Annotated in this window: 10 protein-coding genes, 4 tRNA genes and 1 pseudogene; 12 read left to right on the forward strand and 3 right to left on the reverse strand. The window is 43.3% G+C overall.

What is annotated here, in order from left to right:
• Positions 1-278: 278 nt before the first annotated feature.
• Entirely contained in the window at positions 279-875 is a 597-nt protein-coding gene (locus ACXAC4_RS13065) for a porin family protein (protein WP_475162315.1), read from the forward strand.
• A 69-nt stretch (positions 876-944) separates the two neighbouring features.
• On the opposite strand, the gene ACXAC4_RS13070 is transcribed toward ACXAC4_RS13065, so the two are convergent.
• From ACXAC4_RS13070 to ACXAC4_RS13080, 3 genes are read right to left on the reverse strand one after another with little or no spacing between them, the layout of a single operon-like run.
• The gene (locus tag ACXAC4_RS13070) at positions 945-1,319 is read right to left on the reverse strand and encodes a DUF2237 family protein (protein WP_475162318.1); all 375 of its coding nucleotides are present in this window, start codon (positions 1,317-1,319) and stop codon (positions 945-947) included.
• 47 nt (positions 1,320-1,366) lie between these two features.
• Complete coding sequence (gene uvrB, locus ACXAC4_RS13075; protein WP_138562061.1) at positions 1,367-3,373, reverse strand: excinuclease ABC subunit UvrB; 2,007 nt, start codon at positions 3,371-3,373, stop codon at positions 1,367-1,369.
• Positions 3,366-4,748 (reverse strand): MATE family efflux transporter, encoded by a 1,383-nt coding sequence (locus tag ACXAC4_RS13080; RefSeq protein ID WP_138633163.1) that lies wholly within the window; start codon positions 4,746-4,748, stop codon positions 3,366-3,368. Before ACXAC4_RS13080 ends, uvrB begins: the two co-directional genes overlap by 8 nt.
• 1,032 nt (positions 4,749-5,780) lie before the next feature.
• Between ACXAC4_RS13080 and ACXAC4_RS13085 the strand changes: the two genes are divergently transcribed.
• The 11 genes and pseudogenes from ACXAC4_RS13085 (at position 5,781) to ACXAC4_RS13135 (ending at position 14,839) form a co-directional block, all read left to right on the forward strand.
• Positions 5,781-5,857, forward strand: a tRNA-Asn gene (locus ACXAC4_RS13085).
• 20 nt (positions 5,858-5,877) lie between these two features.
• Positions 5,878-5,954, forward strand: a tRNA-Asn gene (locus ACXAC4_RS13090).
• A 16-nt stretch (positions 5,955-5,970) separates the two neighbouring features.
• Positions 5,971-6,047 (forward strand) — tRNA-Asn (locus tag ACXAC4_RS13095).
• A 23-nt stretch (positions 6,048-6,070) separates the two neighbouring features.
• Positions 6,071-6,147: transfer RNA gene (locus ACXAC4_RS13100), tRNA-Asn, on the forward strand.
• A 269-nt stretch (positions 6,148-6,416) separates the two neighbouring features.
• Positions 6,417-8,360 (forward strand): EAL domain-containing protein, encoded by a 1,944-nt coding sequence (locus ACXAC4_RS13105; protein ID WP_475162326.1) that lies wholly within the window; start codon positions 6,417-6,419, stop codon positions 8,358-8,360.
• Positions 8,361-8,554: 194 nt separating this feature from the next.
• Complete coding sequence (gene rsxA / locus ACXAC4_RS13110; RefSeq protein WP_058030771.1) at positions 8,555-9,136, forward strand: electron transport complex subunit RsxA; 582 nt, start codon at positions 8,555-8,557, stop codon at positions 9,134-9,136.
• Between the two features lie 2 nt (positions 9,137-9,138).
• Positions 9,139-9,693, forward strand: coding sequence for an electron transport complex subunit RsxB (gene rsxB, locus ACXAC4_RS13115; RefSeq protein WP_058030772.1), 555 nt, complete (start codon positions 9,139-9,141; stop codon positions 9,691-9,693).
• 8 nt (positions 9,694-9,701) lie between these two features.
• Positions 9,702-12,121: pseudogene (gene rsxC, locus ACXAC4_RS13120) on the forward strand (electron transport complex subunit RsxC); the annotation flags it as partial.
• Between the two features lie 329 nt (positions 12,122-12,450).
• A complete protein-coding gene (gene rsxD / locus ACXAC4_RS13125) occupies positions 12,451-13,509 on the forward strand; it encodes an electron transport complex subunit RsxD (RefSeq protein WP_475162336.1) in 1,059 nt (352 codons plus the stop codon).
• Positions 13,506-14,144 (forward strand): electron transport complex subunit RsxG, encoded by a 639-nt coding sequence (gene rsxG, locus ACXAC4_RS13130; RefSeq protein ID WP_475162338.1) that lies wholly within the window; start codon positions 13,506-13,508, stop codon positions 14,142-14,144. Before rsxD ends, rsxG begins: the two co-directional genes overlap by 4 nt.
• Positions 14,141-14,839 carry an electron transport complex subunit E gene (locus ACXAC4_RS13135; protein WP_475162342.1) on the forward strand — a complete coding sequence of 233 codons (699 nt, stop codon included), beginning with the start codon at positions 14,141-14,143 and terminating at the stop codon, positions 14,837-14,839. The genes rsxG and ACXAC4_RS13135 overlap by 4 nt, the downstream gene beginning before the upstream one ends.
• Positions 14,840-14,846: the final 7 nt, after the last annotated feature.

Consider the following 14,846-nt stretch of genomic DNA (forward strand, 5'->3'; position numbering starts at 1 on the left):
CTTATTTACGACTGCATGGATGCAGAAGGTAGAGCAATGCAGGAGCAATTGCCGAGAACAACTAAATAGCAAAATTTCCGCCTTGTTATCGACTCGTTTTTCTTGCCTCAAAATAGACCGCTTAATTAAGAGAATTGGTATGAAATATCTACACATCAGCTTTGACACTTTTTCACATTCTCATACATTCCGTCTACAACCGCTGACATTCCTCCAACAGACTCTAACAAGCTTGCGCTCTACTATGAGCACATCAAAACCAAACAGGAATGTTCATCATGAAAACTCGCGCACTATTATTAATGGCTTTATTATCATCAACGGCTCTAATGGGCCAAGCTCAAGCATCTGAAGAAAAACATAAAGTTGGTATTCAGCTTTCAGGCGGTGGTGCTGAATATAAAGGCTCAAGTAAAGACGGTGATGGAGTTGGTCAAGCGTATCTTTATTACAACTACCAGTTTTCGCCAATGTTAGCATTAGAAGTCGGTTTAAACGGCGGCAGTGAAGCTGACGACTGGGAATGTACTGAAGAGAACGATAATAAATTCACCTGTAAAAATAACGATAAGCCGCTGTTTAATTTAGATGCAAATAAATTAGAGTACAGTAACTTAGTGTTTGCAGGTAAGGGTGAGTACTATCTAACAAAAAACAATAGCCTATATGCTAAGTTAGGTGCGAACTTTTACGACTACGACATTAAACAAAACAGCAAAGTGCTAAACTCTGATGATGGCGTGGGCTTGTTTGCTGAGCTAGGTTGGGAGTATGACTTTAATAATGGCTTCGGTGTTAATGCATCTTACCAGTACATGGATATGGGTGACCTAGATACATTTACACTGGGTGTAGGTTTAAGCTACCGTTTTTAATTCAGCTCAACACCGAAAGTAAAAATGAAAAAGGTTAACGCCAGTGTTAACCTTTTTAGATAAATGAATTTATTCATCCAAGCTATGTGCTTTTAGGGCATCTAGGGGTATGTAGTCCAGAACTCTTTCATGGGTTGCATGAAGTTTTACTGGCGGCGCAACACCTGCTTCATATGCCTCTTTCCAACGTAATGCGCATAAACACCAGCCATCACCTGGCTTTAACCCTGGAAAACCATATTCAGGTATCGGCGTGCTTAGGTCGTTGCCTCTTGAGCGTGTAAACGTTAAAAACGCTTCAGTTACAACAGCACACACAACATGAGTACCGATATCAAGATGGTTTGTGTTGCAAAACCCGTCCCTCATAAACCCGGTTAATGGATCACTACAACACAGCTGCAATTCACTGCCCAATACATTCAGAGCTTTCTTCTCTGTCATGACCTTTCACTCTTTTAAATATTTGAGAGTGTTAAAACGTAGAATTACTAAGCATCGATCAATTGCTGCTGTAATTGATGAATTTCATCACGCAATTTTGCTGCCTTCTCAAACTCTAGCTCTCTTGCATGATGCATCATTTGAGTTTCCAGTGCACTGATCTGCTCTGCAATTTGCTTCGGATCTAGATAACCCGCTTTAGGCTCAGCCACTTTTGCTGACACAGGTGAACTCGATGACTCATCGACACTTTCACCGACATCCATCACATCCGTGATTTTCTTATTCAATGCCGTTGGCACTATGCCGTGTTTTTCATTATAAGCTTCTTGTATTGATCGACGACGCTCGGTTTCTTCAATGGCTTTTTTCATCGATTTGGTGATCACATCACCATATAAAATTGCTTTACCATTTAAGTGACGTGCCGCTCGACCAATAGTCTGTATTAATGAGCGCGCTGAGCGTAAGAAGCCTTCTTTGTCTGCATCAAGAATTGCGACAAGAGACACTTCTGGCATATCGAGACCTTCTCGAAGTAAGTTAATGCCCACTAGCACATCAAATACGCCCTTACGTAAGTCGCGGATGATTTCCATACGCTCAACGGTATCAATGTCCGAGTGTAAATAACGCACCTTCACATCGTGGTCATTGAGATAATCAGTTAAGTCTTCAGCCATGCGCTTAGTTAAAGTGGTCACCAAGACGCGCTCTTTTTTCTCAACACGTTTATAAATCTCAGAGAGTAAATCGTCTACTTGTGATCCAACTGGGCGTACTTCTAATTCAGGATCAAGTAAGCCTGTCGGACGAATAACCTGCTCAGCCACGTCACCATTTGATTTCTCTAATTCGTAATCACCGGGTGTCGCTGATACATAAATCGTCTGTGGGGAAATCGCTTCAAACTCATCGAATTTTAGCGGTCGGTTGTCCATGGCCGATGGCAAGCGGAACCCGTATTCCACTAAGTTTTCTTTACGGCTTCTATCCCCTTTATACATGGCGCCCACTTGAGAGACGGTCACATGAGACTCATCGATGATCATTAACGCATCATCAGGCAAATAATCGAGTAACGTTGGAGGCGGCTCGCCCGGCGCTCTGCCAGAAAGATAGCGGCTATAGTTTTCGATGCCTGAGCAATAACCAAGCTCGGTCATCATTTCAATATCGTATTGTGTACGCTGAGCAACTCGCTGTTCTTCAACTAAGCGATTGTCATCGAGAAGGCGCTTTCTTCTGTCTCTTAGTTCATCTTTTATTTTTTCAATGGCATCTAAGATTTTCTCCCGGGGAGTAACATAGTGGGTTTTCGGATAGATAGTTGCACGAACGATGTGTTTTTCAATGGCTCCCGTAAGCGGATCAAACAAGCTCAAACGCTCGATTTCATCATCAAACATTTCAACACGCACACCAATATCGTCCGATTCTGCAGGGAAGATATCGATCACCTCGCCTCTTACACGATAAGTACCCCGACTGAAATCAATGTCGTTACGAGTATATTGCAGCTCAGCTAACTTTCGAAGGATGTCGCGTTGGTCAACTGTATCACCGACTTTCAGCAGTAACATCATCTGCATATAAGAATCAGGATCGCCCAGACCATAAATCGCTGACACAGACGCAACAATAATGGTGTCTCGTCTTTCTAATAACGCTTTGGTTGCCGATAAACGCATTTGCTCGATGTGTTCATTTATCGACGCATCTTTTTCTATAAAGGTGTCACTTGCAACCACATACGCTTCAGGCTGATAGTAGTCATAATATGAGACAAAATACTCGACTGCATTTTCAGGAAAGAACTCTTTCATCTCACCATATAGCTGTGCCGCCAAGGTTTTATTGTGTGCAAGAATAATGGTCGGGCGATTCAGATTACTGATTATATTCGCCATGGTAAAAGTTTTACCCGTTCCCGTTGCACCCAATAAAGTTTGATGTGCAAGACCCGCTTCTAAACCATCGCACAATTGCGCGATAGCCGTTGGCTGGTCACCATTTGGTGAAAACTCGGAGTGAAGTTTAAATACATCAGTCATGTTTTAATTCCTGCTCAGGCACAGATTGCATACGGTTTAAACTCGCGCAGAACCAATTGTAGGCGACAATGGCTGTGACCAAATTACCGATTGCAGCACCAATAAATAACCCTTTCAGACCTGCTAAATGCGATCCTAAATAAGCGAATGGTACGAAAAACACAAACAATCTGATCACGCTCAGCAACAAGGCATTCATTGGTTTGTGAAGCGCATTGAATGAAGAATTACTTAAGATGATCACCCCTTGAAAACCGTAGCTCAATGGCATGATATAAATAAACAGCTCAATGATGCGTTGAACTTCTTTTTCAGCACCAAAGGTTTGACTAATTAAGCCTGAACAAATGAGTAATACGATATAAATAGCAAACTGCCAAACCATTACGAACTTTAATGTAGTTTTATAGGCTTCTGTCACACGCTGATAATTCTGCGCCCCATAATTTTGACTGACAAAAGGCGGTAATGTCATCGACAATGCAAGTACCACTAAACTCGCGATAGATTCAATGCGGCTACCTACACCAAAAGCTGCAACCGCTTCAGGCCCATAAGTTGCGACAATCGCTGTCATAACAGCCATGGCGATAGGTGTCAGCATATTCGCGCCTGCAGCAGGAAAACCAATTTTTAGGATTTTCTTAACTGCCTGCATAACGCCCTGCTCTCCAGGGCTAACACTGAGCAGGCGCTTTTTCACTGCAAGTAAATAAAAGATAATGCCTACCGCTACAGACCAAGCGATGACGCTGGCAATCGCGGCACCTTGAACCCCTAACTCAGGGAATGGGCCTATACCGAAAATAAGCAAAGGGTCGAGGATCGCATTTATCAAACCCGCCGCGCCCATAATAATACTTGGCGTTTTAGTATCACCACTGGCACGTAGTACTGAATTACCAATCATAGGTGTGATTAAGAATACGCTACCCAAGAACCAAATAGACATATAGTCATATATATGTGGCATTACTTCAGCGTGAGCACCAAGTAGTTTAAAAATCGGCTCTATCATTAAAAAGCCAAATAAAGACAACAAGAACACCATCACTGCTGATAATAAAAGTGCAATGGTGGCATCAAACTTTGCCTCTTCAACTTTATTAGCCCCCAGCGCTTTGGCAATCACCGCTGACGTACCTATACCTAAACCTATTGCAAGGCTTATTACTGTAAAAGTAACAGGGAAAGTAAAACTGACAGCCGCAAGCTCTTCAGTCCCTAACATACTAATAAAGAAGGTATCGACTAAATTGAACATCATCAGCGTGATCATGCCAAATATCATTGGAATGGTCATACGTTTGAGTGTGGACGGGATGTCCCCTTCAAGGATGTCGTTAGAGACCTGAGACTGCTGCGCTGATGCCATATTAAATAGAAACCTTAAGATAAGCCCGACCAGTGGATTGAGCATTCTAGATCATCATGAAAACTAAACCCAGAGGATCGTGATCATTTATCAACAATAAATATTAATTCAACTCTGAGATCTTCGCTTTTGAATCATTTAGACCAAGCTATGCACCAAAAAGGCACAAAAACACCTTCCATAAGCACTTACTAACCTGTCGCTTTAGTAGCCACTGAGATTTTTTTGCACAAGTATGACGCTTATTTGACTATAAAAAATACTGTAATGAGCAAAAACCACCCAAACCAGAACAAAAAACGACAACCCCTTGTTTTTATTAGATTAAAAAATTTAGTAAAAAGTATTGCAAAGCTCTCAAAGCCCGACACATATGGCTTTGCAATACTTTTTAAAGATTAATAAACAATGTTATCCACAGATTCTGTGGGTAAGTGTCATAAAGCTAATAAAATAAAGACTTATAGCGCGATCAAAAGATCAGAAATACATCTATGAAAAGGATCTTTGTTTCCTTTATGTGACAGTAAAAGATCTTTAGTCACTGATGTTGATAACTTTAAAGTTATCAACAGGCGAATTAGCTATCTAAATATATTCATTTAGCTTTTATAACCCCTTATTTTAAAAGGCCAAATAGTAATCAGTAAAAAATTCTATGCTTCAAAACCTCTCTCAGTGACTATTTTCTGCACCGCACGAATAAATGAAACAAACAATAGTCTTCGCAATTTATTGATCATGATCTTGCATAAAGAAGAAAACATCAGATCTCTTTAAAAAGTTATATTTAAGGCTTTTGAGTAAAATATGACTCATACTGCGCAAAATAAACATTTTTAATTTTATGTTTAAGCATCTCAAACTCGCTTTTTTGGATTTGCTTTACTTCCACAGAGTAAATTTGCGTTAAAAAACCAACAAATCGGATATAAAATCAGCGGATAAACGGATTTTTTAAATTTCTGTCATTTTATTTGTTGACACCTTGGCAAGGGGTCATTAATATTTCGCCCCGTTGAGAGACACGCTTCCCCCTTAGCTCAGTTGGTTAGAGCGACGGACTGTTAATCCGCAGGTCCCCCGTTCGAGTCGGGGAGGGGGAGCCAAGTTTCTTGATAATAACGATTCCCCCTTAGCTCAGTTGGTTAGAGCGACGGACTGTTAATCCGCAGGTCCCCCGTTCGAGTCGGGGAGGGGGAGCCAATCGTTATAGTGTAATTCCCCCTTAGCTCAGTTGGTTAGAGCGACGGACTGTTAATCCGCAGGTCCCCCGTTCGAGTCGGGGAGGGGGAGCCAACACTACTATCCTTCTATATTGTTCCCCCTTAGCTCAGTTGGTTAGAGCGACGGACTGTTAATCCGCAGGTCCCCCGTTCGAGTCGGGGAGGGGGAGCCAATATTCAGATTCTCATAGACTTTTCTCACACATTGCACTACCCTACTACAGTTAATTTTTTCCTTTAAAATCGCTGACTCAGCTTAATTAAATAATTAAAATTTTTGCTTATTTTGCGACAATTGTTCCTCAATTTTTAAACTTAGTTGACGATAAAGAACCGTATTATCTTGGCTATAAGTATGCGCTCAAAAAATTTAGGCTCGCTTAATCGCGACTAGATTATTTGTAGTTTGGAATAAAACTAAAAAGAACTGAAAGACACAATAATGGCAGGCTTCAAAAAACTTATATTTGTGCAGTTGATCTCTTGGCTTCTGTTTTCACTTGTTGGTGTATTTTTCTTTGCGACAAGCTTTGATTCAGCAGTGTCAAAAGCACAGCAAAGTGCACAAGTAATGGTGACTCAGTATATAAAAGAAAAAACCATGGCAGAGGTCACCCCTCAGCATATTCGTCAGGCTCTGGCGAATGGTAATGTGTTTTCAACCTTCATTGTTAGAGATTTTAATGGTGACACAGTTTTAAACGTTAATACCCATAGTCCATTACCTTTTATCGCTGAAATTATCGAATCAAATATTAATGCTATTCGCCCGCAATTTGCTGTGAATGTGACCAAAGACATTAAAATTGAATTCATTATTAATGCACAAAGTCAGGCGCAACTTCTACAGCAAGCTGTCATCATGATGTTTCTTATCACCGCCCTACTCGCATTTATTCCTGTCCTCTATATGAAAGCAATTTATAAACGCTTAAATCGTAATGTCAGTATGACTGTTGCTGATGCGGTAGATATGTACATTACTCAAAACCAGGTGACCGACAGCATAGAAAATGACTTTAACGCAGGTAAGGTACAAGCGCTGGGTGCAGAGCTTGCGCCTTCTTTCAATCGTCTAGCGCATTTCTTAAAGAGTAAACAAGAAGATATTCAGAGTGCCGCACAAAGTATAAAGCAAGAAGCTTATAAAGATGTGGTTACTGGTCTGGGTAACCGTAACATGTTCGTGGAGTATTACGAGCAGCATATTGAATCAAGTAACAAAAAATCATTTGGTACCCTTGCCATGATCCGTTGTAGTGAACTACAAGTGATCAACCAAACTCGTGGTTACCAAAAAGGCGACGAGTATATTAAATCAGTATCAGAGATTATTACCCATGTTTGTGGTACTTACACAGGCGGACAAACCTTCAGGTTAAACAGCTCTGATTTTGCGGTTATCTTGCCAAACATTCCGGCAAAAGAAGCCGAACATTTCGGTGATACATTACAAGCTAGATTCACTCAATATCAACAAAACCAAGAGCTCAGCTCAGTGGCTAACACAGGTATTGTTCCATACGAAACTGGCAAACCATTGGGTGAGATATTATCTGTGGTCGACAATGCCATGAGCATGGCCCAAAGCAAGCAAGCGAATGCGTGGCACATTCAGCGTGAATCTGACCTTATTAATAATGTTGGTGCAGGTTTTGGTAACCAAAACTGGCGTAAAGTTATCCATGATGTGATCGAAGCAAAACGCGTCAGCTTAATGATGCAAAACATTATGCCTATTGGTAAAAATGTTAAAGCCTATGCCGAAATTCAAGCGCGCTTTAAAACTGAAGATAACCAAATGCTGCCAACGGCGTCTTTCTTGGCGATGGCAGAAAAACTTGAGATGGCCATCGAAATCGACAAATTGATCATAGATACGTCGCTTGAGCTCATAAAAACCCGTAACTTCACTGAAAAATTCTTTGGTATCAATGTAACCGCGTCAAGCGCCCACTCTGATCAATTTGTGATCTGGTTAGAGCGTCGTCTGTTAAAAGATGCCAATATTGCTTCGAAACTGATTTTTGAAGTGAGCGAGTTTGGTTTACAGCAAAATATTAAAGCCAGTAAACGCTTTATCGATATGGTTCACCGTGTTGGCGCGCGTATCACCGTTGAACGCTTTGGTGTTGGTTTAACCTCATTTAAGTTCTTCAGAGATTTGAAACCTGATTTTATCAAGATGGATGCAAGTTATACTCGTGGTCTTGAAGAAGATAAGAATAACCAATACTTCATGCGTCTGATGGTCGATCTTGCTCACCGTATTGGGGTGAGTGTGTTTGCCGAAGGGGTCGAAAATCAAGAAGAAAAGCACGTCGTCGAGACACTCTGCCTCGACGGTGTTCAGGGTTACTACATAGAGAAACCCAAAGAAATATAAGGTTATTAAACCACACTAAAAATAGGCCCTTTCAGGGCCTTTTTTGATTTCGCTGCGTATATCCGTAAATCTTTACAAAAATACCCTTTTATCAAAACAATTCTGCCGTTTTTGTTGTGATATTCAGCGCCAAACTTGGTAAAATTAACAATCGCTAGGCACTCAATAAAAAGGCGTCAACGTTAGGGGCTATAATGACTGAATATATTCTGTTGCTGATCGGCACAGTATTAGTAAATAATTTCGTGTTAGTACAATTCTTAGGCTTATGCCCTTTCATGGGCGTATCAGGCAAATTAGACACTGCCGTTGGTATGTCAATGGCCACAACTTTTGTACTCACGCTAGCCTCAGTAACGAGTTACCTTGTTAACGAGTATATATTGCAACCTCTCGAATTAGAGTTCTTACGCACCATGAGCTTCATACTCGTTATTGCTGTGGTGGTGCAATTTACCGAAATGGTGGTGAAGAAAACCAGCCCTACCCTATACCGTTTACTGGGTATTTTCTTACCGCTTATCACAACTAACTGTGCGGTATTAGGTGTTGCCCTGCTTAACATTAAAAATGAGCATACCTTTATGAGCTCAGCCGTATTTGGTTTTGGTGCTGCAGTTGGTTTTTCTATGGTGCTGGTCTTATTTGCCGCACTGCGTGAACGCCTTGCAGTTGCAGATGTACCAACGCCGTTCAAAGGTGCCTCAATTGCCATGATCACCGCCGGCTTAATGTCTCTTGCCTTTATGGGCTTTTCTGGATTAGTGAAGTTTTAACCATGACCTTGTTTTATGCACTTATTGCGCTAGGTTCACTGGCGCTGATTTTTGGCCTTATACTCGGTTACGCCGCAGTAAAATATCGTGTTGAAAGCAGCCCTGTTGTCGACCAAGTCGATGCTATTTTACCGCAAACACAATGTGGCCAATGTGGTTACCCTGGCTGCCGCCCTTACGCTGAAGCTATTGCCAACGGCGACGAAATTAATAAATGCCCACCGGGTGGTGATGCCACCATTAAAAAGTTAGCCGATTTAATGGGCGTTGAGCCTAAACCTTTAGCTGGCGGCGAAGAAGCTGAGCCTGTTAAAACTGTGGCATATATTCGTGAAGATGAATGTATCGGCTGTACTAAATGCATTCAAGCTTGTCCGGTTGATGCCATTGTCGGTGCAACTAGGCAAATGCATACCGTGTTAAAAGATGAATGTACCGGTTGTGACTTATGTGTTGAGCCTTGCCCGGTTGATTGTATTGATATGATCCCTGTTGCTGAAACAAAGCAAACATGGAAATGGCAGTTAAACGCCATTAACGTCACTCAGATTGATTAGAGGTTGCCGTGGAATCGTTATTTGAACAAATTGAACGTGGAACGCTGTGGCAATTTCCTGGCGGTATTCATCCACCAGAACAAAAAACATTGTCGAACCAACTCCCAATTCGCCAGTTACCCTTACCTGATAAGTTGGTTATTCCGTTAAAGCAGCATATTGGTGCCAATGGTCAACTGCTTGTCCATGTGGGCGATCATATTTTAAAAGGTCAAGCACTGACAAAACCCGCTGGAAATTGGTCTTTACCTATCCATGCCGCGACTTCAGGCATCATCACCGCCATTGAACATAGACCATCGGCACACCCGTCAGCTTTACCAGAGCCGAGCATCGTGCTTGAACCTGATGGTCAAGACACTTGGTGTGAGCTTGAACCTCTTGCTCAATACAAAGATATTTCAAAACAGCAACTGGTCGATAAAATTCATGACGCTGGTATTGCCGGTATGGGTGGCGCAGGCTTCCCAACCTACGTGAAAGCCAGCAGCCAAGCAGAAATTGATTTTTTTGTTGTCAATGGTGTTGAATGTGAACCTTATATCACTGCCGATGACATGTTAATGCGTGAACATGCTGAGCAAATCGTGCAAGGCATCGAGATCATGCAACACCTACTTGCTCCAAAGTACGTGTTAGTTGGTATTGAAGACAACAAGCCTGAAGCTATTGCTGCGATGCAGAAAGCATCAGCACATAACGATAAAATCTTAGTTCGCTCAGTGCCAACCAAATACCCTTCTGGCGGTGAAAAGCAACTGATCAAAGTACTGACTTCTCGCGAAGTGCCCAGTGCGGGCATTCCTGCAGATATTGGCGTATTAGTGCAAAACGTCGGTACTTTATTTGCGATAAGCGACGCTGTGCTTCGTGGCAAACCGCTCATTGAGCGTGTTGTTACTGTAACCGGTAACACCATCAAACAAGCACAAAATGTTTGGGCACTGATGGGCACCGAAATTAAGCACCTACTCGATAGCCAAGGGTTCGAACCTGTTACTGCACAGCGCGTTATCATGGGTGGGCCAATGATGGGCTTTACCTTGCCAACAGTGCGCATTCCTGTGGTCAAAACAACCAACTGTATTTTGGCACCTGACAACCAAGAGCTGGCCGAGCCAAACGATGAAAAAGCTTGTATTCGCTGTAGTGCGTGTGCCGATGCTTGCCCGCAAACTTTGCTACCACAACAATTACAATGGTTTGCTAAGGGTAAAGAGTATCAAAAGCTTGAAGAATACAACCTGTTTGATTGTATTGAATGTGGTGCGTGTTCGTACGTGTGCCCGAGTGAAATTCCACTGGTGCAATATTACCGCGTTGCCAAAGCTGAGATCCGCGAACAAAAACTAGAACAAATCAAAGCTGAGCGAGCAAAAGAGCGTTTCGAAGCCCGTAAAGAACGTTTAGAGCGAGAACAAGAAGAACGTCAAAACCGTCATAAACGTTCAGCTAGCCGCGCTACTCAATCCACACAAAGTAAAGAAAAAGTGGCTGAAGCACTTGAGCGTGTTAAGAGTAAGAAAGCACCAGAAAAGTCAGCAGTTGAAGCTGCAATTGCCCGAGCTAAAGCGAAAAAAGCGGCTGATGGTTCACTCGAACCAGATAATAGTGCTGTTGCATTAGAGCGCGCTAAGCGTAAAGAGCAAGCTCGTCAATACAAGGCTGAGAAAGCAACAGATGATAGTACTGATAAGCCTAAAGATAATAAGGCTGCTGTAGCTGCTGCAATTGCCCGCGCGAAAGCGAAAAAAGCCGCACAACAAACCGATGCAGATGATGTAAATACAGAACAGCAAGCAACTCAGACGGATGCATCTACCGATCCGCGTAAAGCCGCGGTTGCCGCCGCCATCGCTCGTGCAAAAGCAAGAAAGCGGCACAAAGCGCAGAGCAAGATGAAGCGCCTGCTGAAACTGAAAGCACAGAAGATCCGCGTAAAGCAGCAGTTGCTGCCGCCATTGCCCGTGCAAAAGCAAAGAAAGCAGCTAAAAATACTGAGCAAAGCGATAGCTCAGTAGCTGATAGCGAGCCAGAAGATCCGCGCAAAGCAGCTGTAGCAGCGGCCATCGCTCGAGCAAAAGCGAAAAAAGCAGCGAAAGAAGCTGAGCAAAGCGATGAAGCTGTATCTGATAGCGAGCCGGAAGATCCTCGCAAAGCAGCTGTTGCAGCTGCTATCGCCCGTGCAAAAGCGAAAAAAGCAGCTAAAGAAGCAGAGCAAAGCGATGAAACTGTTGCTGATAGCGAGCCGGAAGATCCACGTAAAGCCGCAGTTGCCGCCGCCATCGCTCGAGCAAAAGCGAAAAAAGCAGCGAAAGAAGCAGAGCAAAGCGATGAAACTGTTGCTGATAGCGAGCCGGAAGATCCACGTAAGGCTGCTGTAGCAGCCGCCATCGCCCGTGCTAAAGCAAAGAAAGCGGCCAAAGAGGCTGAGCAAGCGACTAGTGAAGACAATGCTGAAACGGATACTCAAACTGAGCAATTAGAGCAAAGCAGCGAGCCAGAAGATCCGCGTAAAGCGGCTGTTGCAGCAGCTATTGCGCGTGCTAAAGCGAAAAAGGCAGCCAAAGAGGCGGAGCTTGCGGCTAGCGAAGATAATGCCGAAGCTGATATTCAAACTGAGCAAGCAGAACAAAGTAGCGAGCCAGAAGATCCGCGTAAAGCAGCTGTTGCAGCCGCTATTGCACGTGCCAAAGCAAAGAAAGCAGCTAAAGAAGCACAATTAAAGCAAGAATCAGAAGAAGGAAATGAACCGTCATGAAATTAACCATGGCTTCATCGCCCCACAATCATAGCCATAAAGCACTGAATAAATTAATGATGACAGTGATCGCTGCGTGTGTACCCGGGATCATCGCTCAGTGCTACTTTTTTGGCTCAGCTGTTTTAATTCAAATACTCATCGCACTCATTTCTGTCAGTGCATTTGAAGCAGCTATCATGAAGATCCGTAATAAAGCCATTTGGCCATCATTAAGTGATGGCTCTGCTTGGCTAACTGGTGTGCTGCTGGCAATCAGTATCCCGCCTCTGGCACCTTGGTGGGTCATCGTCATCGGCGGCCTTTTTGCCATCGTTATCGTGAAACAACTTTATGGTGGTTTAGGCTTTAATTTATTCAATCCGGCTATGGCAGGTTATGTCTTACTGCTTATTTCATTCCCGGTGCAAATGACAGCTTGGTCGCCAGTGTCTGAACTGTTAGTAACACCAGTGAGTTTTATTGATCAACTTGCTTTAATTTTCACGCAAACCACAACGTCAGGTTTAACCCTAGAGCAAGTCAGAGCGGGTGTTGATGGTGTCACTATGGCAACACCACTCGATACAGTAAAAACTGCTGTTTCTCAGGGCTATACTGTCACTGAAGCGATGCAAAGTGCTGTATTTGCCGATTACGCCGGTAAAGGCTGGATGTGGGTTAACCTAGCTTATCTGGCCGGTGGTATTTTCTTACTTTGGCGCGGCATTATTAACTGGCATATTCCAATCGCCTTCATTTTTGCATTGGCATTTTGCAGTGCCGTGGGTTACATCATTGCACCGGGTAGCCACGCTGGTCTTGTTTTCCACCTACTCAGTGGCGCGACCATGTTAGGGGCATTCTTCATTGCCACCGATCCGGTTTCTGCTTGTACCACAGATAGAGGCCGTTTAATTTTTGGTGCAGCCATTGGCGTACTGGTTTATATCATCCGTACCTATGGTGGCTATCCAGATGCTGTGGCCTTCTCTGTGTTACTCATGAATATGGCAGTACCATTGATTGATCACTACAGTCGCCCGCGCACATTTGGTCATGGAGGTGCACAATGATAGCCAGGTCTATGTATAAAAATGGTGCCATTTTGTGTGCTTTTGCATTGGCAACCACAGGCAGTGTAGCTGTAGTCCAGAGCCTGACTGAAACACGGATCGCAGAGCAAGAAAAAGCACAACTGATGTCTTTACTGTCTCAAGTTATTCCAAGTGAGCGTTACGACAACCAACTCTATCTTGACTGCGTAGAAAGTGACGCGCCAGAGCTTGGCCCAGCAGGCCCGCATATTATTTATCGTGCAAGATTAAACGCTGAGCCAGCAGCTTTACTCGTTCGTCACATAACACCTAAAGGGTATAGCGGTAATATCGATATCTTAACTGCAGTTACAAAACGTGGCGAAATCACAGGTGTACGTGTCACCCGTCATGAAGAAACACCCGGCCTTGGTGATAAGGTGGAGCTTTCAAGATCTGATTGGATCACCACATTTAATGGCATGCAAGTCAATGGCGCAAATGATGGCCGTTTCGCAGTTAAAAAAGATGGTGGTGAGTTTGATCAATTTACTGGCGCGACCATCACGCCTAGAGCAGTGACTGGCTCAGTGGGAGAAGCCGCTTGGTACGCAACAACACACTTTGATGCTTTATTTGCCAAAGACAACCTGTGCGCAGGAGAAACACAATGAGCGAATATAAAACCCTCATAAAAGATGGCATGTGGGCCAACAACCCAGCCATTGTTCAGCTACTTGGTCTATGCCCACTACTTGCTGTAACCAGCACTATTACCAATGCTATGGGCTTGGGGATCGCAACCCTTCTGGTACTGGTTGGCTCGAATGTCACTGTGTCATTGGTACGTAATTTTGTACCAAAAGACATTCGCATTCCTGTGTTTGTCATGATCATTGCCGCGTTTGTAACCATAGTGCAGCTATTAATGAATGCTTATACCTTCGGTTTATATCAAGCGCTGGGGATCTTCATTCCATTAATCGTAACCAACTGCGCCATTATTGGTCGTGCCGAAGCCTACGCTTCTAAAAATACCCCGCTATTATCTGCATTCGATGGCATCATGATGGGCCTAGGTTTTATGGTGGTGCTGGTGCTACTAGGCGCAATGCGAGAGTTAATTGGCCAAGGTACCTTGTTTGATGGTGCAAACTTACTATTAGGCGATTGGGCGACGGTTCTGCGTATTGAAGTTTTTCAATTTAATAACCAATTCTTAGTGGCCATTTTACCGCCCGGTGCCTTCTTAGGTTTGGGTTTATTAATTGCCGCTAAAAATGTGATTGATGCGCAAATTAAAGCTAAAGCACAGCCTACGCAAGAAGCCGAAAAAGCACCAAGAGCACGTGTTACTAGCTTAACTTAAACGGGTT

It is taken from the genome of Pseudoalteromonas sp. AWM4_233 (assembly GCF_056158285.1).